The organism is Caenimonas soli, from assembly GCF_013155545.1.
GTDB lineage: Bacteria > Pseudomonadota > Gammaproteobacteria > Burkholderiales > Burkholderiaceae_C > Ramlibacter > Ramlibacter soli.
The window spans coordinates 1-19290 of the sequence record NZ_JABJVV010000001.1; the positions used below are offsets into that span (position 1 = coordinate 1).

Sequence of the window (19290 nt, forward strand, 5' to 3'; positions counted from 1 at the left end):
GGACAACGGCAGCGCCTACCGCTCCAGGCTGTTTGCCAAGACCTGCCAGGCCCTGGGCATCAAGCACACCTTCACCAGGCCGTATAGACCGCAGACCAACGGCAAGGCCGAACGGTTCATCCAGACCTGCCTTCGTGAATGGGCCTACGGGCGCACCTGGAGCAACAGCGCTGAACGCACTGGCTGGTTGCCCGCGTTCCTGGCCTACTACAACGCCCGCAGGCCCCACTCGGCCCTGGGCTATAAGCCTCCAGCTTCCCGTCTCGGCGGGAACAACCTATTGCAACTCAACAACTAGCGCGCCGCCGCTAGGTCGGGTAGCGCCGGGCACAACCGGTTTCCTGGCAGACCAGCCGCGTGGCCTCCGCGGCTGGAATAATCGGGCGCATCAAGTTAGAAAGCTCTACATGCTGCTCGATGCCGAAGATTCCCAACTGGTGCTGGTGGACTACCAGGACCGCCTGATGCCCGTCATCCATGAAAGCGAGGCCGTCCTGCGCAACGCGCTGCGCCTGGGCCGGCTGGCGCAACTGCTGGAGGTGCCGGCGTGGGGCACGGAGCAGAACCCGGACAAGCTGGGCCAGAACCCGGCCGAATTGCGCGCCCTGTGCCGCAAGACGCTGGCCAAGATGCATTTCAGCGGGGTGGCGGACGGCCTCACGGATCTGCTGCGGGCTCCGGCCCGGCCGCAGCAGGGCGGCAATGCGCGCAGCCTGCCCAAGCACCTGCAAAAAGCCCCCCAGCCCCAGGAGCAGCGCAACACCATCGTGGTGGCGGGCTGCGAGGCGCACGTCTGCCTGCTGCAGACGGCCCTGGACCTGCTGGAAGAGGAGTTCGACGTCTGGGTGGTGACCGATGCCTGCAGCTCGCGCACCGAGCGCAATCGCGACGCCGCCTTCGACCGCCTGGCGGGGGCGGGTGCCGAATTGGTGACCACTGAAATGGTGGCCTTCGAGTGGTTGCGCACCGCCGAGCACGAGGCCTTCCGCGACGTGCAGGCGCTCATCAAATAAGGAGAGGAACATGGGCTACGCAGAGTTCTACCGCCGCTCCATCGACGACCGCGATGCCTTCTGGGCCGAGCAGGCGCGGCTGATCGACTGGAAAGAGCCGCCCCGGACCATCTGCGACCACAGCCATCCTCCTTTCACGCGCTGGTTCGCCGGCGGCACCACCAATCTCTGCCACAACGCGGTGGACCGGCACCTGAAGGACCGTGCCGACCAGCCCGCCCTGATCTACGTCTCCACGGAAACCGGGGCCGAGCGAACCTATACCTTTCGCGAGCTGCATGGCGAGGTGCAGCGCGCTGCCGCGGCGCTCAAGGACCTGGGCGTCCAGAAGGGCGACCGGGTACTGATCTACATGCCGATGATCGCGGAAGCTGCGTTCGCGATGCTGGCGTGTGCGCGCATAGGCGCGATCCATTCGGTGGTGTTCGGGGGCTTTGCCTCGGTGTCGCTGGCCTCGCGCATCGAGGACGCTACGCCCAAGGTCATCATCAGCGCCGACGCCGGCTCGCGCGGCGGCAAGGTGCTGGCGTACAAGCCCTTGCTGGATGAAGCCATCCGCTTGTCCAGCCACAAGCCCGAATCGGTCTTGCTGGTCGATCGCGGCCTGGCGCCGATGGAGCGCGTGGCCGGGCGTGACCACGACTGGGCCGAGCTCACTGGGCGCCACAGCCCAGCCGCGGTGCCGTGCGAATGGCTGGACTCCACCGCCATCAGCTACACCATCTATACCAGCGGTACAACGGGCAGGCCCAAGGGCGTCCAGCGCGACGTCGGCGGCTACGCCGTAGCGCTCGCGGCGAGCATGAAGCACATCTTTTTGGGCGAGCCGGGCGAAACCTACTTCTCCACCAGCGACATCGGCTGGGTGGTCGGCCACAGCTACATCGTCTATGGGCCACTGATCGCCGGCATGGCCACCATCATGTACGAAGGGCTGCCGATTCGCCCGGATGCGGGCATCTGGTGGAGCCTGGTGGAAAAATACAAGGTCAGTGCCATGTTCAGCGCCCCCACGGCGGTGCGCGTGCTCAAGAAGCAGGACCCGGCGTTCCTGAAGAAGTACGACCTGTCCAGCCTCAAGGCCCTGTTCCTCGCCGGCGAGCCGCTGGACGAGCCCACGGCGCGCTGGATCAGCGACGGCCTGGGCGTCCCCATCATCGACAACTACTGGCAGACCGAGAGCGGCTGGCCCATTCTGACCATCGCCAACGGCGTCGAGAAGAAGTCCAGCAAGTTCGGCAGCCCGGGCGTGCCCATGTACGGATACGACGTCAAGCTGGTGCATGAGAGCACCGGCGAGGAACTGACCCGCCCCGACGAAAAGGGCGTGGTGGTGATCGAAGGACCCACGCCTCCCGGTTTCATGCAAACCGTGTGGGGCGACGACGAACGCTTCGTGAAGACCTACTGGCAGACCGTGCCGGGCCGGATGGTCTACAGCACCTTCGACTGGGGCATCCGGGACGAGGACGGCTATTTCTACATCCTGGGCCGTACCGACGACGTGATCAACGTCGCCGGCCACCGCCTGGGCACCCGGGAGATCGAGGAGAGCATTTCCAGCCACCCGAACGTCGCCGAGGTCGCCGTGGTCGGCGTCGCCGATCCGCTCAAGGGCCAGGCCGCCATGGCTTTCGTGGTCGCGCGCGATGCCTCGGCCCTGACCGACGACAAGGCCAAGCTCAAGCTGGAGGGTGACATCATGAAGTTGGTGGACGAGCAGTTGGGCGCTGTAGCCCGGCCGTCGCGCGTCCATTTCGTCAACCTGCTGCCCAAGACCCGCAGTGGCAAGCTGTTACGCCGGGCCATCCAGGCCGTGGCGGAAGGCCGGGACGCCGGCGACCTGACGACGATCGAGGACCCGTCGGCCCTGCAGCAAATCCGCGATCTCATGGGTCCCATCCAGAAATAGGCAGACAGCCGTCAGGATTAGGTGGCACAATCCGGGTCGCAACCAAGGCCCCTTCCAGCCCCACAGTCGCATCCGCCATCCGGTTCAGCCGTGTCGCGGAAGGTTTCCTAAACCAGCTAAATGTCTCCTGCAGGGGGACGGAAAGTAGCGCAAGCATGAGTGAGACCAGCACCGTCTACACGGCCTATCACGGCAATTCCTATCTCTTCGGCGGCAACGCGCCCTATGTCGAGGAGATGTACGAAAACTACCTCGCCAACCCCGGCAGCGTCCCCGATAACTGGCGCGATTACTTCGACGCGCTCCAGCACGTACCCGCCGCCGACGGCAGTTCCGCCAAGGATGTGCCGCACTTGCCGGTCATCAATGCCTTCGCCGAGCGTGCCAAGCAGGGCGGCACCCGGGTTGTCGTGGCAACCGGCGCTGATTCCGAACTGGGCCGCAAGCGCACCGCCGTGCAGCAGCTCATCGCGGCGTACCGCAACGTCGGCGCCCGTTGGGCCGACCTCGATCCGCTCAAGCGCGCCGAACGCGAGCACATTCCCGAGCTCGATCCTTCCTTCTACGGCTTCAGCGACGCCGACCAGGAAACCGTCTTCAATATCAGCAACACGTTCTACGGCAAGGAGACGATGTCCCTGCGCGAGCTGATCAACGCGTTGCGCGAAACCTACTGCGGCAGCATCGGCGCCGAGTACATGTACATCAGCGACCAGCACAAGAAGCGCTGGTGGCAGCAAAAGCTCGAATCGATCCGCAGCAAGCCGAATTTTCCCCCCGAGAAGAAGAAGCACATCCTCGACCGCGTCACCGCGGCGGAGGGGCTGGAGCGCTTCCTGCACACCAAGTACGTGGGCCAGAAACGCTTCTCGCTGGAGGGCGGCGAGAGCTTCATCGCCTCGATGGACGAACTGATCCAGGAAGCCGGTGTCAAGGGCGTGCAGGAGATCGTGATCGGCATGGCCCACCGTGGCCGCCTGAACGTGCTGGTCAATTCGCTGGGCAAGATGCCGGCCGACCTGTTCGCCGAGTTCGACCACACGGCCAAGGAAGACCTTCCCGCCGGTGACGTCAAGTACCACCAGGGATTCAGCTCGGACGTGACCACTCGCGGTGGCCCGGTCCACCTGAGCCTGGCTTTCAACCCGTCGCACCTGGAAATCGTGAACCCGGTGGTCGAAGGCTCGGTGCGCGCCCGCATGGACCGCCGCGCCGATCCCCAGGGCAAGCAGGTGCTTCCCGTGCAGGTGCACGGCGATGCGGCGTTCGCGGGGCAGGGCGTCGTCATGGAAACGCTGGCGCTGGCCGAGACCCGCGGCTATTTCACCGGCGGCACGGTTCACATCGTCATCAACAACCAGATCGGCTTCACCACCAGCGATCCGCGCGACAGCCGCTCCACGCTGTATTGCACCGACGTGGTCAAGATGATCGAGGCGCCGGTGCTGCACGTGAACGGCGACGACCCGGAGGCGGTGGTGCTGGCGACGCAGCTGGCGCTCGAGTACCGCATGGAATTCGCCAAGGACGTCGTGGTGGACATCGTCTGCTTCCGCAAGCTCGGCCACAACGAGCAGGACACGCCTGCGCTCACCCAGCCGCTGATGTACAAGAAGATCGCGGCGCACCCCGGCACGCGCAAGCTGTACGCCGACAAGCTGGCCGCGCAGGGCCTGGGCGAAACGCTGGGCGACGACATGGTCAAGGCATATCGCGCCGCCATGGACGCCGGCAAGCACACGGTCGATCCGGTGCTGACCAATTTCAAGAGCAAGTACGCGGTCGACTGGAGCCCGTTCCTGGGCAAGAAGTGGACCGATGCCGCTGACACCGCCATCCCCATGGCCGAATGGAAGCGCCTGGCGGACAAGATCACCACGGTGCCGCAGAACTTCACGCCGCACCCCCTGGTGAAGAAGGTGCTGGACGACCGCGCAGCCATGGGCCGCGGCGACGTCAACGTGGACTGGGGCATGGGCGAGCACATGGCTTTCGCCTCGCTGGTGGCCAGCGGCTACCCGGTGCGGCTCTCGGGCGAGGACTGCGGCCGCGGCACGTTCACGCACCGGCACTCGGTGCTGCACGACCAGAACCGCGAAAAGTGGGACACCGGCACCTATCTGCCGCTATCGAACGTCGCCGAGAACCAGGCTCCGTTCGTCGTGATCGACTCAATCCTGTCCGAAGAAGCGGTGCTAGGTTTCGAATACGGCTACGCCTCCAACGATCCCAACACCCTGGTGATCTGGGAAGCGCAGTTCGGCGATTTCGCCAACGGTGCCCAGGTCGTGATCGACCAGTTCATCGCTTCGGGCGAAGTGAAGTGGGGCCGCGTCAACGGCATCACCTTGATGCTGCCCCACGGCTATGAAGGCCAGGGCCCCGAGCACAGCTCGGCGCGCCTGGAGCGCTTCATGCAGCTGTCGGCCGACACCAACATGCAGGTGGTGCAGCCCACCACCGCCAGCCAGATCTTCCACGTGCTGCGCAGGCAGATGGTTCGCAGCCTGCGCAAGCCCTTGGTGATCATGACGCCCAAATCGCTGCTGCGCAACAAGGACGCCACGTCGCCGCTGTCCGAGTTCACGAAGGGCACCTTCCAGACCGTGATCCCGGAGAACAAGGAGCTGAAGGCCGACAAGGTCAAGCGCATCGTCGTCTGCTCGGGCAAGGTGTACTACGACCTGGCCAAGAAGCGCGAGGAAAAGGGCATCGACGACACGGTCATCCTGCGGGTGGAGCAGCTCTATCCGTTCCCGCACAAGGTCTTCGCGGCCGAGCTGCGGAAGTACCCCAACGTCACGGATATCGTCTGGAGCCAGGACGAGCCCCAGAACCAGGGCGCCTGGTTCTTCGTGCAGCACTACATCCACGAGAACATGGTCGAGGGGCAGAAGCTCGGTTACTCCGGACGGGCCGCTTCGGCTTCGCCGGCCGTGGGGTACTCGCACCTGCACCAGGAACAGCAAAAGGCACTGGTCGACGGCGCTTTCGGCAAGCTCAAGGGCTTCGTTCTCACGAAATAACGACGGGTCGGCAAGGCCGGGCTGCGCCCGGCCTTGTCCTTGCGCGTCAAAAGAACTTTAGGAAATACAAATGTCTATCGTAGAAGTGAAGGTCCCCCAGCTGTCCGAATCAGTTGCCGAAGCGACCCTGTTGCAGTGGAAGAAGAAGCCCGGCGAGGCCGTGGCGCTCGACGAGATCCTGATCGAGATCGAAACCGACAAGGTGGTGCTGGAAGTGCCGGCGCCCGCAGCCGGTGTGCTGGCTGAGATCGTGCAGGCTGACGGCGCCACTGTGATGGCCGAGCAGGTCATCGCGAAGATCGACACCGAAGGCAAGGCTGGTGCGGCAGCGCCCGCGGCAGCGGCAGCCCCTGCTGCGGCACCCGCCGCCCCGGCTGCGGCTGCGGCAGTCGCTGGATCGAAAGCCGGCATCGCGATGCCGGCCGCCGCCAAGATCATGGCCGACAGCAACCTGGCCTCGGGTTCCGTGCCGGGCACCGGAAAAGACGGCCGCGTGACCAAGGGCGATGTGCTGGGTGCCATCGCCGGTGGCGCCAAGCCGGTCACCGCACCGGTCGCCGCGCCCACCGGCGCACCCAAGGCAGCGTTGCCTCAGGTCAGCGCGCCCGTGTCGGCCCCCGACCTGGGCGATCGCCCGGAGCAGCGCGTGCCCATGAGCCGCCTGCGCGCCCGTGTCGCCGAGCGCCTGCTGCAGTCGCAATCCACCAACGCTATCCTCACCACGTTCAACGAAGTGAACATGGCGCCGGTGATGGAGATGCGCAAGCGCTTCCAGGAGAAGTTCGAGAAGGAGCACGGCGTCAAGATCGGCTTCATGAGCTTCTTCGTGAAGGCCGCGGTGCACGCCCTCAAGAAGTACCCGGTGCTGAACGCCTCGGTGGACGGCAACGACGTCGTCTACCACGGCTATTTCGACATCGGCATCGCCGTCGGATCGCCGCGCGGCCTGGTGGTGCCCATCCTGCGCAATGCCGACCAGATGGGTTTTGCCGACATCGAAAAGAAGATCGCCGAGTACGGCGCCAAGGCACGCGACGGCAAGCTGGGCATCGAAGAGATGACCGGCGGCACCTTCTCGATCTCCAACGGCGGTGTGTTCGGCTCCATGCTGTCCACCCCGATCATCAACCCGCCGCAGTCGGCCATCCTGGGCGTGCACGCCACCAAGGACCGTCCGGTGGTGGAAAACGGGCAGGTCGTGATCCGTCCGATCAACTACCTGGCCATGTCCTATGACCACCGCATCATCGACGGCCGCGAAGCCGTGCTGGGGCTGGTGGCGATGAAGGAAGCGCTGGAAGATCCGGCCCGCCTCCTGTTCGATATCTAAGGAGACTCAGATGTCGAAGAATTTTGACGTGATCGTCATCGGCGGCGGTCCTGGTGGCTACATCGCCGCGATCCGTGCGGCGCAACTCGGCTTCAACACGGCCTGCATCGACGAATGGAAGAACAGCAAGGGTGGCCCGGCGCCGGGCGGCACTTGCACCAACGTCGGCTGCATCCCCTCCAAGGCGCTGCTGCAGTCGTCGGAGCACTATGAACATGCCGGCAAGCATTTCGCCGACCACGGCATCGAGGTCAAGGGGCTGAACCTGCAGCTCGACAAGATGCTGGCCCGCAAGGACCAGGTGGTCAAGCAGAACAACGAGGGCATCCTGTTCCTGTTCAAGAAGAACAAGGTTTCGTTCTTTCACGGCCGCGGCTCGTTTGGCAAGGCGAGCGACGGGGGTTACGAGATCAAGGTCGGCGAGGAGACGCTGGTTGGCAAGCACGTCATCCTGGCCACCGGCTCCAATGCCCGTCCACTGCCGGGCGCTGAATTCGACGAAGAGAACATCCTCTCCAACGATGGCGCCCTGCGGATCCAGGGCGTGCCGAAGAAGCTGGGCCTGATCGGCTCCGGCGTCATCGGGCTGGAGATGGGTTCGGTCTGGCGCCGGCTGGGCTCCGAAGTGACCGTGCTCGAAGCACTGCCCACCTTCCTGGGTGGGGTGGACGAGCAGATCGCCAAGGAAGCCAAGAAGGCCTTCGACAAGCAGGGCCTGAAAATCGAATTGGGCGTGAAGGTCGGCGAGATCAAGAACGGCAAGAAGGGCGTGTCGGTGGCCTGGACCAACGCCAAGGGCGAGGCCCAGACGCTGGAAGTGGACAAGTTGATCGTTTCGATCGGCCGCGTGCCCAACACCATCGGGCTGAACGCCAAAGGCGTCGGCCTGAAGCTGGACGAGCGTGGCGCCATCCTGGTCGACGACGAGTGCAAGACCAACCTGCCCAACGTCTGGGCGGTGGGCGACGTGGTGCGCGGGCCGATGCTGGCGCACAAGGCCGAGGAAGAGGGCGTGGCGGTAGCCGAGCGCATCGCCGGCCAGCACGGCCATGTGAACTTCAACACCATCCCCTGGGTGATCTACACCAGCCCCGAGATCGCGTGGGTCGGCCAGACCGAACAGCAGCTCAAGGCGGCCGGCGTGAAGTACAAGGCCGGCACCTTCCCGTTCATGGCCAATGGCCGGGCGCGCGCGCTGGGCGACACCACCGGCATGGTGAAATTCCTGGCCGATGCCACCAGCGACGAAATCCTGGGCGTGCACATCGTGGGCCCAATGGCCAGCGAACTGATCTCCGAAGCCGTCGTGGCGATGGAGTTCCGCGCTTCGGCCGAGGACATCGCCCGCATCTGCCACGCGCACCCCTCGTTGTCGGAGGCGACCAAGGAAGCGGCGCTGGCCATCGACAAGCGGACGCTGAACTTCTAGTCGGCACCACAAAGTGCCCTCGGTCCGTGAAGTCTACGAAGCCGAGCTGAAGGCGCGCGGCTACGCCAGCGACCCGGCGCAGCTGCGTGCCGTCGCTGCGCTGGACCGCTGCGCCCGCGAGTGGGCGGAGTTCAAGGAGCAGCGCTCCAATGTGTTCAAGAAGCTGATCAACCGGCCCGAGATTCCGCGCGGCGTCTACATGTACGGCGGCGTGGGCCGCGGCAAGAGCTTCCTGATGGACTGCTTCTACACGGCGGTCCCGCTGGTGCGCAAGACACGCCTGCACTTCCACGAGTTCATGCGCGAAGTGCACCGCGAGTTGGCCGACTTGCAGGGAACGGTCAATCCCCTGGACGAACTCGGTGAGCGCATGGCGAAGCGCTATCGCCTGATCTGCTTCGACGAGTTCCACGTGGCCGACATCACCGACGCGATGATCCTGCACCGCCTGCTGGACGCCTTGTTCGAAAACGGTGTGGGCTTCGTCACCACGTCCAATTTCAAGCCCAATGATCTCTACCCCGACGGCTTGCACCGCGACCGCATCCTGCCGGCCATCGCATTGCTGAACGACAAGCTCGAGGTGATCAGCGTGGACAACGGGGTGGACTACCGGCGCCGCACCATGGAGCAGGTCAAGCTGTACCACACGCCGCTGGGGCCGGAAGCCGACGCCCAGATGTACGAGGCGTTCACCCGCTTGGCCGAAACCCACGACGAAAACGCTATCCTGCACATCGAGGCGCGCGAAATCCGGGCCCGGCGCAAGGCTGGAGGCGTGGTCTGGTTCGACTTCAAGACGCTGTGCGGCGGGCCCCGGTCGCAGAACGACTACCTGGAGATCGCCACCCAGTTCCACACCGTCCTGCTCAGCGACGTGCCCTACATGCCGGTGCGCATGGCTTCCGAGGCCCGGCGCTTCACCTGGCTGGTGGATGTGCTGTACGACCGCAGGGTGAAGCTGATCATGTCGGCCGAGGCACCGCCCGAGGCGTTGTACACCGAAGGGCCGCTGGCCCATGAATTTCCGCGGACGGTTTCGCGGCTCAATGAAATGCAGTCAGCCGAATTCCTGGGGCTGCAACACCGCATGGTCGACACCCGCCTCACATGAAAAAGCTGCTTGTCATCCTCGCCCTGCTGGGGCCCGCCTGGGGCTGGCCCGCGCAAGAAGCCGACGGAGTGGCCGCCGAGAAGGCGCGGATCAGCGCCGAGCGCGCCCAGGCGGAGGCCGTCTTTCAGGCCGAGGAAAAGGCCTGCTACCGCAAATTCGCCGTCAACGATTGCATCGACAAGGCCCGGGCCAAGCGGCGCGAAGTGATGGCGGAACTGCGGCGACACGAGATCGCGCTCAACGATGCCGAGCGCAGGCGCAAGGCCGAGGAGCGCGTGCGCGAAATCGAGGAACGCAACGCAGGCGACGCGCAGAGCGGCCAAGCCGAACAGCGAGCCAAGGCCCTGGCCCAGCAGCAGGGCCGAGAGGACCGCGCCGCCGCGAAAGCGGCCGAGCGCGCCGCCCGCGAAGAGCGTGCGGCACCCGTCGCGCTGCAAAAGACCAAGCAGGGCAAGGGCCAGGCGCAAAAAGACAGCGAGGCAGAGCGCAATCGCATGCAGCAGGAACAGCGGATGGCGCAAGCACAGGAGCGCAAGGCCAAGTTCGAGAAGCGGCTGGCCGAGCGCAAGAAGCCGGCCGCCGCGCCGCTGCCCGTGCCGCGCTAGCTGTCGAGCGGGTCGAGCTTGACGATCACCAGCGACAGGTTGTCGCCGCCCCCACGGCCGCGCGAGCGAGCCTTTTCGATAAGGAACTCAGTGGCTTCGCGCGGGGACAACGAAGACAGCACCGAGCCCAGCTCGCTGGGGCTGAAGTAGTGCCAGACGCCATCGCTGCAGGCCAACAGCACGTCGCCCGGCTTCAGCTGGGGAATGAAATGCAGGTCGGCAGGCGGATCGTCTTCGGCGCCGAGGCAGCCCATCAGGATGTTCGACTGCGGATGGACGTTGGCTTCCTCTTCGGTCAGCTCGCCCCTGTCCACCAGCGTCTGGACATACGAATGGTCCATGGTGCGCTTGACCAGCTGGCCGCCATGGAAATGGTAGATGCGCGAGTCGCCGGCATGCACCCAGTGGCAATCGCCCGCCGGGTTGATGAGGAAGGCGGCGAAGGTGCTGTGCGGCTCCTGCTCGGAGGAGATGGCGGTGAGCTTGATGACGATGTGGGCTTCGTGCACCATCTGCTTGAGCAGCGAGGAGGCGTCGTCGTGATCGGGCGAATAGCGCTCGAACAGCTGTTTGGCCGTCATCATGACCTGGTCGGAGGCCTTGCGGCCCCCGCTGCGGCCGCCCATGCCATCGGCGACGATCCCCAGCACACAGCCGGTCAGGCGTGGGTGGCTGATCAGGGCGATCTGGTCCTGTTGGTATTCGCGGTCACCCTTGTGGATGCCCGTGGCTGCGGTGAGTCGATAACCCTTGCTGACCATGCTCGATTATTGCCTGCGAAACACGTATTATTGAACGAACCCGACCGTGGGCGCGCCAGCGCCCCAGATTACTTGGATTCCAACCTTCATTCCCCCGAGCGCCGCCTGATCGAATTGCGAATGGAGCATGCCGATCTGGACGCCCTGATCGACCGTGCCGCCGAAGAGACTCCGGTCGACGAGCTCATGATGCGCCGGCTCAAGAAGCGCCGGTTGGCGCTGCGCGACCAGATCGCCCGCCTGGAGCTGGCGCTAGACCCCAAAGAACCCGCGTGACGAGTCTCGAAACGCCGGTGGCGGCGGCTTTCGCGCCCGAAGGGGTGCTGTCGCGAGCCGCCGACCACTTCCGCCCCCGCAGCGGCCAGACCGACATGGCCATGGCGGTGGCACGCACCATTACCGACGGCGGCGCTCTCGTCGTGGAGGCGGGTACGGGTGTGGGCAAGACCTTCTCGTACCTGGTGCCCGCGCTGCTGAGCGGCGAGCGTGTGCTGCTGTCCACCGCCACCAAGACGCTGCAGGACCAGTTGTTCGGCCGCGACTTGCCGCGGCTGGTCGAAGCCCTGGGCTTACCGGTGCGCACGGCCCTGCTCAAGGGCCGCGGCAGCTACCTGTGCCTGCATCGCATGGAACTGGCTCGACAGGAGATGGCCCCCACGGTCGGCCCATGGGCCTCTCCGGACCGCGCCTCGGTGCGGGCTCTGGCGAAGATCGAGGAATGGTCGATCGTGACGCGCACCGGCGACCTGGCCGAACTGCCCGGCCTCGACGAGCGCTCGCCCCTGATTCCGCTGGTGACGTCGACACGCGAGAACTGCCTCGGTGCTCAATGCCCGAAGTTCCGCAGCTGCCACGTCAACCAGGCGCGCCGCGAAGCATTGGCAGCCGATGTGGTGGTCATCAACCACCACCTCTTCTTCGCTGACCTGGCGGTGCGCGAATCCGGCATGGCCGAATTGCTGCCCACCGTCCGCGTGGCGATCTTCGACGAAGCCCACCAGCTCAACGAAACAGGCGTCCAGTTCCTGGGCGTGCACCTGTCCACGGGCCAGTTGCTCGATTTCGGGCGCGACATGCTGGCCGCCGGCCTGCAGCTGGCGCGCGGGCTCGTGGATTGGCAGCAGGTGGTTTCAACGGTGGAGCGCGCAACGCGCGACCTGCGTCTCGTCGTCGGCAAGAACGCGCCCGGTGCCCGGTTGCGCTGGGTCGATGAGGCTCCTGGCCAAGTGTCCCCGCAGGACTGGCGGCAGGGATTGGATGATTTGCATGTTGCCTGTTCGCAAGCCGTGGCGGCGCTGTCTACCGTGAGCGAGATCGCACCGGATTTCGTTCGGCTGTTCGAGCGTGCCGAAGAGCTTGTCTCGCGTGTGCAGCGCTTTGCCGGACCCTGCGAGCCGGGCGCCGTGCGCTGGGTGGACGTGGGCACGCAATTGCGCCTGGTGGAGTCTCCGCTGGACATCGCGCAGGCCGTGCAGGACAAGCTGTTGCGCACGGGCCAGGAAGAAGCCTCGACCCGGGCCTGGATCTTCACCTCGGCCACCCTCGGCGACGACGCGCGCTTGTCGTGGTTCACCGAGCCATGCGGCCTCTCGCAGGCCGAGATACTCAAGGTAGGCAGTCCCTTCGACTACGCGACCCAGGCGGCCGTGTATGTGCCGCGCGACTTGCCCAAGCCGAATGATCCGGCCCACAGCACCCAGGTCGCGTTGCTTGCGGCCGAAGGCGCGCGCCGGCTCGGAGGCCGGACGATGGTGCTGACGACTACCTTGCGTGCCTTGCGCGCCATCGGCGAGGAACTGCAGCGCAAGTTCGAGGGTTCAGGCGAAGTGGAGGTCCTGGTGCAGGGCCAATGGCCCAAGCGCCGCCTCATCGAACGCTTTCGCGAGGGCAGCTCCCAGGGGCGGCCGGGTTGCATGCTGGTAGCCTCGGCTTCATTCTGGGAAGGCGTCGATGTGCCGGGCGACGCCTTGCAATTGGTGGTCATCGACAAGCTGCCGTTCCCGCCGCCCGGCGATCCGCTGGTGGAAGCGCGGGCGCAACGCCTGGAATCGCAGGGCCGAAGCGCTTTCAACGACTATTTCGTACCCGAAGCCGCGGTGGCGCTCAAGCAGGGCGCGGGCCGCCTGATACGGCGCGAATCGGATCAAGGCGTGCTGGTGGTCTGCGACACGCGCCTGGCGACGATGGGCTATGGCCGGCGCCTGCTGGCCGCGCTGCCGCCCATGCGCAAGCTGGGCTCGAAAGAGGAATTCCTGGAAACGCTGGACGGCTTTGCAGCCGTTACCAGAACTTCCACCACGGATCCTGCGTGGACTTGACGCCGCGGGTCAGGTACTCGCTCTGCGGATAGGTCTTCTCCATGACCCGGCGGGTGTCGTCGCGCAGCTGGGTCATGCCCAGGGCGTCATAGGAGCGCATCAGGATGAATAGCGCCTCTTCCAGCGCGGGCACGTCCTGGTAGTCGGTCACGGCATGCTGCGCCCGGTTGATCGCTGCCACGTAGGCACCGCGGCTGTAGTAGTAGCGCGCCACGTGCACTTCGTACTGGGCCAGCGAATTGACGATATAGGTCATGCGCGCCCGCGCGTCCGGTGTGTAGCGCGACTCCGGGAAACGCGTCACCAGTTCCTTGAACGACTCGAAAGATTCCTTGGCGGCTTTCTGGTCGCGCTCGGACAGGTCCTGGCGCGTCAGGAACGAGAACATGCCCAGGTTGTCGTTGAAGTTGACGATGCCCTTGAGGTACAGCGCGTAATCGAGCGCTGGGCTGGCCGGGTGCAGCTTGATGAAGCGGTCGAGCGTCGCGTGCGCGGACGCCTGGTCGTTGGCCTTGTACTGGGCATAGGCTTTTTCCAGCTGCGCCTGCTGCGCCAGCGGCGTGCCGGCGGCGCGCCCTTCCAGTTTTTCGAACAACGGGATCGCCTTGTCGTAGCCGCCCGAGTTGAGTTCGTCCTTGGCTTCGGCGTAGATCTTGTTGGGGCTCCAGGTCGCGGTTTTGTCTTCCGGCGTCGAAGAGCAGGCCGACAGCACGGCGGCAGCGGCCAGCGCCATCGCAGGGACCACCGATAATTTGGCTCGGAACATTACTACGCAACTTTCTTGAAACAGGGCAAATTCATTATATCGGCCGACCCCCAGCCCCCAGAGGCGCCAGGCGGGCTCGAGGACGCTGCGGACGCGGGCCCTGATGCGGAACTGCGGCCCTTCGTGATCGAGGCAGCGCATCACGGCGACAGGCTCGACCGCGCCCTGGCCGCCTTGGCGCCGGAGTTCTCGCGCAGCTACCTGCAGCAGCTGATCGAATCCGGGGCCGTCACGCTCAACGGTGCGCCGGCCACCCGTTCGGCCGGCAAGGTGAAGGCCGGCGACGAAGGCGAGATCGAGCTGCGGCCCACGCCGCAAAGCCAGGCCTTTCGCCCCGAGCCCATGGCGCTGGACGTGGTGTTCGAAGACGAGCACCTGCTGGTGGTCAACAAGCCCGCGGGGCTGGTGGTTCATCCGGCGCCGGGCAATTGGAGCGGCACGCTGCTCAACGGGTTGCTCGCTCGCGATGCCCAGGCCGCGCTGATGCCGCGGGCCGGGATCGTGCATCGGCTGGACAAGGACACCAGCGGCCTGATGGTGGTGGCCCGCACTCGCGCCACCATGGACGCATTGGTGCAGCTGATTGCCGCGCGGGACGTGGCACGGCAGTACGTGGCACTGGCTAATCGCGCCTGGGGTGGGGCCAGGATTCGCCATGTCGAGGCGCCGATCGGCCGGGATCCGCGCAACCGCCTGCGCATGGGTGTGGTCGAGAACGGCAAGGCGGCTTCCACGGCGTTCGAGCTGCTCCAGGACGCGCCCGCCGGCTGCTGGGTACGCGCCACCCTGCAAACCGGCCGCACGCACCAGATCCGGGTCCACATGGCCCATATCGGCCATCCCCTGGTGGCCGATGAGCTCTACGGGGGCGCTCCGGCGGCGGGAATGGCCCGGCAGGCGCTTCATGCCTACCGTCTGGCCTTCCAACATCCCGCCACTGGGGAAATGCTCGAGTTTCACGCTCCGCTGCCGCCGGATTTACGGCAGGCCCTGGGGTCGTGGGGCCTGCGTTACAATGAACTTGAATGGCTCACGAGCCAGGCCCCCTAGCCAGCGGGGCGTGTGCTGCGCAACTCCGGTTGCCCGCGGCGCCGCGAAAAAGAAAATCGCCCCTGTTTAGCCCTTTGATTTCCCTTTGATTTGTGCGCCCGGTGGCGCCTTTTCCCGGAACGGCCAGACCATGAATACGACGGATGCGAAGCGCGTCCTCGAAACAGCCTTGATTTGCTCGCAGCAGCCTTTGCCGGTGCGCGAGCTGCGTGTCCTGTTCAATGACGAACTGGGCGCGGACACGATCAAGGCGCTGCTCGCGGACCTACAAAACGACTGGACCCAGCGTGGGGTCGAACTGGTGCATGTCGCCAGCGGCTGGCGCTTCCAGAGCCGGCCCCAGATGCGGGAATACCTGGACCGCCTGCATCCCGAGAAGCCGCCCAAGTACACGCGCGCCGTGCTCGAGACGCTGGCGATCATTGCCTATCGCCAGCCGGTCACGCGCGGCGACATGGAAGATATCCGCGGCGTCACGATCAACGCGTTGATCTTGAAGCAGCTGGAGGATCGCGGCTGGGTCGAAGTCATTGGCCACCGCGAGGCACCGGGCCGCCCGGCCCTCTTCGCCACCACGCGCCAGTTCCTCGACGACCTGGGCATTGAATCGCTGGACCAGCTGCCCCTGCTGGACAGCCCTGGCCAGCAGGCGGCCCTGGCCGCGTCGCTGGGGCCTGTAGCCGATGAGGCTCAGCCCGGCCTTGCGATCGAGGGCAACCCGGAACCGGAAAGCAACGATGCGGCGCAAGCCGTCGAGACATAAAGCATGAACGAACCCCTGCCTGACACCGTGCGCGTACCCGCGGACGATGAGATCGAAGAGAAGCCGAGGGCGGCTGTGGGCGCGCCTGCCCCCGAGCCAGCCGTTCGCCTGCGCACCGAAGAGGAGCAGGACGCCGACTACGACGAGGACCGCGACGACGACGATTACGACGACGAGCGCCGGGAGCGAGAGGCCGGAATCACCCAGGCGGCAGAGCCGCCCGCGCCGCCGATCAGCTTCGCCGACGTGGTCTCCGGCCAGTTCGATGCCGAAGTCGAAAGCCCCGAGGTCGCGCTGCCCAAGCGCGTGCTCTTGCCCCAGGCCGAGACGCCCAAGCTGCACAAGGTGCTGGCCCAGGCCGGGCTGGGATCGCGGTTGGAGATGGAGCAGCTCATCATGGAAGGGCGCATCTCGGTCAACAACGAGCCCGCCCACATCGGCCAGCGCATCCAGTTCGGCGACCAGATCAAGGTCAACGGCAAGCCCATCCGTTTTCGCATTGCGCCGCCCCCGGCGCGCGTCATCGCCTATCACAAGCCGGTCGGCGAGGTCGTGACCAACGACGACCCGCAAAACCGCCCCACAGTGTTTCGCAAGCTGCCCAAGCTGCCGCAGGGCAAGTGGCAATCGGTCGGACGGCTCGATCTCAACACCGAAGGCCTGTTGCTGTTTACCAGCTCGGGCGAGTTGGCCAACCGGCTCATGCATCCGCGCTTCGGCCTGGAGCGCGAGTACGCCGTCCGGGTGCTGGGCGCGCTCAGCAATGAGGAAAAGCAGCGCCTGCTTGACGGCATCGACCTGGAAGACGGCCGCGCGCAGTTCGGTTCGATCGAGGACGGTGGCGGCGAGGGTGCCAACACCTGGTACCGCGTCACCATTTCCGAAGGCCGCAACCGCGAGGTGCGCCGCCTTTTCGAAGCGCTGGGCCACGCCGTCAGCCGCCTGATCCGCATCCGCTACGGCGCCATGATGTTGCCGCGCGGCCTCAAGCGCGGTGCGTGGATGGAGCTGGACGAGCGCGATATCCGCGCGCTGATGCAGGCGGCCGGTGATAACGGCGGGCCCAGGATGCCGCGTGAAGGCGCGGGCGAGGGCGACGCAGGGCAGGGCCCGGGCCGCAACCGCCGCCGCGGCAACCGCAATGGCGGCCGTGGCCCCGGCAAGGAAGGCCAGCCGCGCAACCAGGGCCAGCCAGGGCAGGGCGCCAATGGCGGCGGCCAGGGCCAGCAACGGCGCAAGGACCGCGGGGGCGACCGCGGCGACCGCCAAGGCGGCGCCGGCGCCCAGCCCGATCCGATGAAGACCTCGCTGGGATACATCGGCGCGGACAGTTTCACCCGCCAGCGCCAGGGGCAAGGCCAGGGCCAGCGACGGGGTGGCGGCGGTGGCGGTGGAGGTTTCGGCGGCGGTGGAGGTGGCGGGCGCGGCGGTGGCGGTGGCTCGGCGGGCGGCTCAGGTGGCGGCCAGCGTCGCGGCGGCCGGAGCCGTTAGAGCAGCTGCCTCAGCCCCCCGTCACGACAAGGTCACCCTCGCGGGTTAAAATTCGAGGCTTTGCCGAACTTTTGCATTCTGGCGAAACCTATAACTTCAAGTTCAGGAAAATCTAATGGCTATCGAACGCACCCTCTCCATCATCAAGCCCGACGCCGTGGCCAAGAACGTGATCGGCCAGATCTACGCCCGCTTCGAGGCCGCCGGCCTGAAGGTCATCGCCGCCCGCATGGCCCACCTGTCGCGCGGCGAGGCCGAGCAGTTCTACGCCGTGCACAAGGAGCGTCCCTTCTTCAAGGACCTGGTTGAGTTCATGATCTCCGGCCCGGTGATGATCCAGGCCCTGGAAGGCGAGAACGCGATCATGAAGAACCGCGACCTGATGGGTGCCACCGATCCCAAGAAGGCCGCTCCCGGCACCATCCGCGCCGATTTCGCCGACAGCATCGACGCCAATGCGGTGCACGGTTCCGACGCCCCCGAAACCGCCAAGGTCGAAGTCAGCTTCTTCTTCCCGGGCATGAACATCTATTCCCGTTAACACGGGAATCTCCCATGCGATGACGGCCAACCTTCTCGATTTCGACCTGGAGGGTCTGGCCGCGTTCTGCGAGCGCCTGGGCGAAAAGCGCTTTCGCGCGACGCAGCTGTTTCGCTGGATCCACCAGCGCGGTGCGCGCGATTTCGACCAGATGAGCGACCTGGCGAAGTCGCTGCGCGAAAAACTCAAGACCAGCGCCCGCATCGAGGGCCTGTCCGTCCTCACCCAGCACGAATCCACCGACGGCACCATCAAGTGGCTGTTCGACGTCGGCAACGGCGATGCCGTGGAAGCGGTGTTCATCCCCGAGGACGACCGAGGCACGCTTTGCGTCTCGTCTCAGGCTGGCTGCGCCGTGGGCTGCCGTTTCTGCTCCACCGGCCACCAGGGTTTTTCACGCAACCTCACCACCGGCGAGATCGTCGCCCAGCTGTGGTTTGCCGAGCATTTCCTGCGCGGCCACCTCAAGAAGGACGAGCGCGTCATTTCCAACGTGGTGATGATGGGCATGGGCGAGCCGCTGCAGAATTATTCGGCGCTGGTTCCCGCCTTGCGCGTGATGCTCGATGACCATGGCTATGGCCTGTCCAGGCGCCGTGTCACGGTCTCCACTTCCGGCGTGGTGCCCATGATCGACCGGCTCGGCGAGGATTGCCCGGTGGCCCTCGCGGTATCGCTGCACGCGCCGAACGACGAACTGCGCGACAACCTGGTTCCGCTGAATCGCAAGTACCCGCTGGCCGAACTGTTGGATGCGTGCAACCGTTATCTCGCCCACGCGCCGCGCGATTTCATCACCTTCGAATACTGCATGCTCGATGGCGTCAACGATCAGCCGGAACATGCGCGCCAGCTGGTGGAATTGGTGCGCCACCACGCCGGCAATGGTGTGTCGTGCAAGCTCAATCTCATTCCCTTCAACCCGTTCCCGCAGTCGGGCCTGACGCGTTCGCCCCACAAACAGGTGCTCTCCTTCGCAAAAATCCTGAGTGATGCTGGTATCGTCACCACTGTGCGCAAGACCAGAGGGGACGACATAGACGCCGCCTGCGGCCAGCTGGCCGGCGACGTCAAGGACCGCACCCGGGTGGGCGAGCGAATCGCCCAGCAGCGCACCGTGATGCTGAAACAGGTGCCGGCGCTGGCGACCGGCGCGAAGGAGACATGAACT

17 protein-coding genes are annotated in these 19290 nt (G+C 65.7%); 15 read left to right on the forward strand and 2 right to left on the reverse strand.

The genetic code is table 11. The annotated features are described in order from the left end of the window. From HNE04_RS00005 to HNE04_RS00040, 8 genes are all read left to right on the forward strand, one after another. Nucleotides 1-298, forward strand: a 298-nt coding sequence (locus HNE04_RS00005) for an integrase core domain-containing protein (protein ID WP_172215579.1), incomplete at its 5' end; no start/stop codon positions are given. A 109-nt stretch (nucleotides 299-407) separates the two neighbouring features. Beyond that, nucleotides 408-1013: an isochorismatase family protein gene (locus HNE04_RS00010; RefSeq protein WP_172215581.1), complete on the forward strand. Its 606-nt coding sequence runs from the start codon at nucleotides 408-410 to the stop codon at nucleotides 1011-1013. Nucleotides 1014-1023: 10 nt separating this feature from the next. After that, nucleotides 1024-2925 (forward strand): propionate--CoA ligase, encoded by a 1902-nt coding sequence (locus HNE04_RS00015; protein ID WP_172215590.1) that lies wholly within the window; start codon nucleotides 1024-1026, stop codon nucleotides 2923-2925. Between the two features lie 155 nt (nucleotides 2926-3080). Next, nucleotides 3081-5951: a 2-oxoglutarate dehydrogenase E1 component gene (locus HNE04_RS00020; RefSeq protein ID WP_172215592.1), complete on the forward strand. Its 2871-nt coding sequence runs from the start codon at nucleotides 3081-3083 to the stop codon at nucleotides 5949-5951. Between the two features lie 70 nt (nucleotides 5952-6021). After that, nucleotides 6022-7281, forward strand: a complete 1260-nt coding sequence (odhB, locus tag HNE04_RS00025) for a 2-oxoglutarate dehydrogenase complex dihydrolipoyllysine-residue succinyltransferase (RefSeq protein ID WP_172215594.1) — start codon at nucleotides 6022-6024, stop codon at nucleotides 7279-7281. 10 nt (nucleotides 7282-7291) lie between these two features. Further along, the gene (lpdA, locus tag HNE04_RS00030; protein WP_172215596.1) at nucleotides 7292-8710 is read left to right on the forward strand and encodes a dihydrolipoyl dehydrogenase; all 1419 of its coding nucleotides are present in this window, start codon (nucleotides 7292-7294) and stop codon (nucleotides 8708-8710) included. A 13-nt stretch (nucleotides 8711-8723) separates the two neighbouring features. Beyond that, nucleotides 8724-9824 (forward strand): cell division protein ZapE, encoded by a 1101-nt coding sequence (gene zapE / locus HNE04_RS00035; RefSeq protein ID WP_172215598.1) that lies wholly within the window; start codon nucleotides 8724-8726, stop codon nucleotides 9822-9824. Further along, entirely contained in the window at nucleotides 9821-10429 is a 609-nt protein-coding gene (locus tag HNE04_RS00040) for a hypothetical protein (protein WP_172215600.1), read from the forward strand. Before zapE ends, HNE04_RS00040 begins: the two co-directional genes overlap by 4 nt. Here HNE04_RS00040 and HNE04_RS00045 read toward each other — a convergent pair. Next, nucleotides 10426-11190 (reverse strand): PP2C family protein-serine/threonine phosphatase, encoded by a 765-nt coding sequence (locus tag HNE04_RS00045; protein ID WP_172215602.1) that lies wholly within the window; start codon nucleotides 11188-11190, stop codon nucleotides 10426-10428. The genes HNE04_RS00040 and HNE04_RS00045 overlap by 4 nt on opposite strands. 72 nt (nucleotides 11191-11262) lie before the next feature. Here HNE04_RS00045 and HNE04_RS00050 point away from each other — a divergent pair, with 72 nt between their 5' ends. Together HNE04_RS00050 and HNE04_RS00055 are read left to right on the forward strand one after the other, a co-directional pair. After that, complete coding sequence (locus HNE04_RS00050; RefSeq protein ID WP_172215604.1) at nucleotides 11263-11466, forward strand: YdcH family protein; 204 nt, start codon at nucleotides 11263-11265, stop codon at nucleotides 11464-11466. Nucleotides 11467-11561: 95 nt separating this feature from the next. Next, nucleotides 11562-13508: an ATP-dependent DNA helicase gene (locus HNE04_RS00055; RefSeq protein ID WP_235964725.1), complete on the forward strand. Its 1947-nt coding sequence runs from the start codon at nucleotides 11562-11564 to the stop codon at nucleotides 13506-13508. On the opposite strand, the gene HNE04_RS00060 is transcribed toward HNE04_RS00055, so the two are convergent. Beyond that, on the reverse strand, nucleotides 13471-14274 hold the full coding sequence (locus HNE04_RS00060) for an outer membrane protein assembly factor BamD (RefSeq protein ID WP_172215608.1): 804 nt from the start codon (nucleotides 14272-14274) through the stop codon (nucleotides 13471-13473). The two genes, HNE04_RS00055 and HNE04_RS00060, sit on opposite strands and share 38 nt — an antisense overlap. 15 nt (nucleotides 14275-14289) lie before the next feature. On the opposite strand from HNE04_RS00060, the gene HNE04_RS00065 reads away from it, so the two are divergent. From HNE04_RS00065 to rlmN, 5 genes are all read left to right on the forward strand, one after another. After that, complete coding sequence (locus HNE04_RS00065; RefSeq protein WP_172215610.1) at nucleotides 14290-15324, forward strand: RluA family pseudouridine synthase; 1035 nt, start codon at nucleotides 14290-14292, stop codon at nucleotides 15322-15324. 130 nt (nucleotides 15325-15454) lie between these two features. Then, entirely contained in the window at nucleotides 15455-16087 is a 633-nt protein-coding gene (gene scpB / locus HNE04_RS00070; protein ID WP_172215612.1) for an SMC-Scp complex subunit ScpB, read from the forward strand. Between the two features lie 3 nt (nucleotides 16088-16090). Beyond that, on the forward strand, nucleotides 16091-17578 hold the full coding sequence (locus HNE04_RS00075; RefSeq protein WP_235964688.1) for a pseudouridine synthase: 1488 nt from the start codon (nucleotides 16091-16093) through the stop codon (nucleotides 17576-17578). Nucleotides 17579-17693: 115 nt separating this feature from the next. Beyond that, nucleotides 17694-18119 carry a nucleoside-diphosphate kinase gene (gene ndk, locus HNE04_RS00080; RefSeq protein ID WP_172215614.1) on the forward strand — a complete coding sequence of 142 codons (426 nt, stop codon included), beginning with the start codon at nucleotides 17694-17696 and terminating at the stop codon, nucleotides 18117-18119. Between the two features lie 19 nt (nucleotides 18120-18138). Then, on the forward strand, nucleotides 18139-19287 hold the full coding sequence (gene rlmN, locus HNE04_RS00085; protein WP_172215616.1) for a 23S rRNA (adenine(2503)-C(2))-methyltransferase RlmN: 1149 nt from the start codon (nucleotides 18139-18141) through the stop codon (nucleotides 19285-19287). Nucleotides 19288-19290 lie beyond the last annotated feature (3 nt).

What these genes read in the sequence shown, in the direction of transcription:
- HNE04_RS00010 (WP_172215581.1), top strand. Translation starts at nt 408, where the DNA reads ATGCTGCTCGATGCCGAAGATTCCCAACTGGTGCTGGTGGACTACCAG.
- HNE04_RS00015 (WP_172215590.1), top strand. Translation starts at nt 1,024, where the DNA reads ATGGGCTACGCAGAGTTCTACCGCCGCTCCATCGACGACCGCGATGCC.
- HNE04_RS00020 (WP_172215592.1), top strand. Translation starts at nt 3,081, where the DNA reads ATGAGTGAGACCAGCACCGTCTACACGGCCTATCACGGCAATTCCTAT.
- odhB (WP_172215594.1), top strand. Translation starts at nt 6,022, where the DNA reads ATGTCTATCGTAGAAGTGAAGGTCCCCCAGCTGTCCGAATCAGTTGCC.
- lpdA (WP_172215596.1), top strand. Translation starts at nt 7,292, where the DNA reads ATGTCGAAGAATTTTGACGTGATCGTCATCGGCGGCGGTCCTGGTGGC.
- HNE04_RS00040 (WP_172215600.1), top strand. Translation starts at nt 9,821, where the DNA reads ATGAAAAAGCTGCTTGTCATCCTCGCCCTGCTGGGGCCCGCCTGGGGC.
- HNE04_RS00045 (WP_172215602.1), bottom strand. Translation starts at nt 11,190, where the DNA reads ATGGTCAGCAAGGGTTATCGACTCACCGCAGCCACGGGCATCCACAAG.
- HNE04_RS00055 (WP_235964725.1), top strand. Translation starts at nt 11,562, where the DNA reads ATGGCCATGGCGGTGGCACGCACCATTACCGACGGCGGCGCTCTCGTC.
- HNE04_RS00060 (WP_172215608.1), bottom strand. Translation starts at nt 14,274, where the DNA reads ATGTTCCGAGCCAAATTATCGGTGGTCCCTGCGATGGCGCTGGCCGCT.
- scpB (WP_172215612.1), top strand. Translation starts at nt 15,455, where the DNA reads ATGAATACGACGGATGCGAAGCGCGTCCTCGAAACAGCCTTGATTTGC.
- HNE04_RS00075 (WP_235964688.1), top strand. Translation starts at nt 16,091, where the DNA reads ATGAACGAACCCCTGCCTGACACCGTGCGCGTACCCGCGGACGATGAG.
- ndk (WP_172215614.1), top strand. Translation starts at nt 17,694, where the DNA reads ATGGCTATCGAACGCACCCTCTCCATCATCAAGCCCGACGCCGTGGCC.
- rlmN (WP_172215616.1), top strand. Translation starts at nt 18,139, where the DNA reads ATGACGGCCAACCTTCTCGATTTCGACCTGGAGGGTCTGGCCGCGTTC.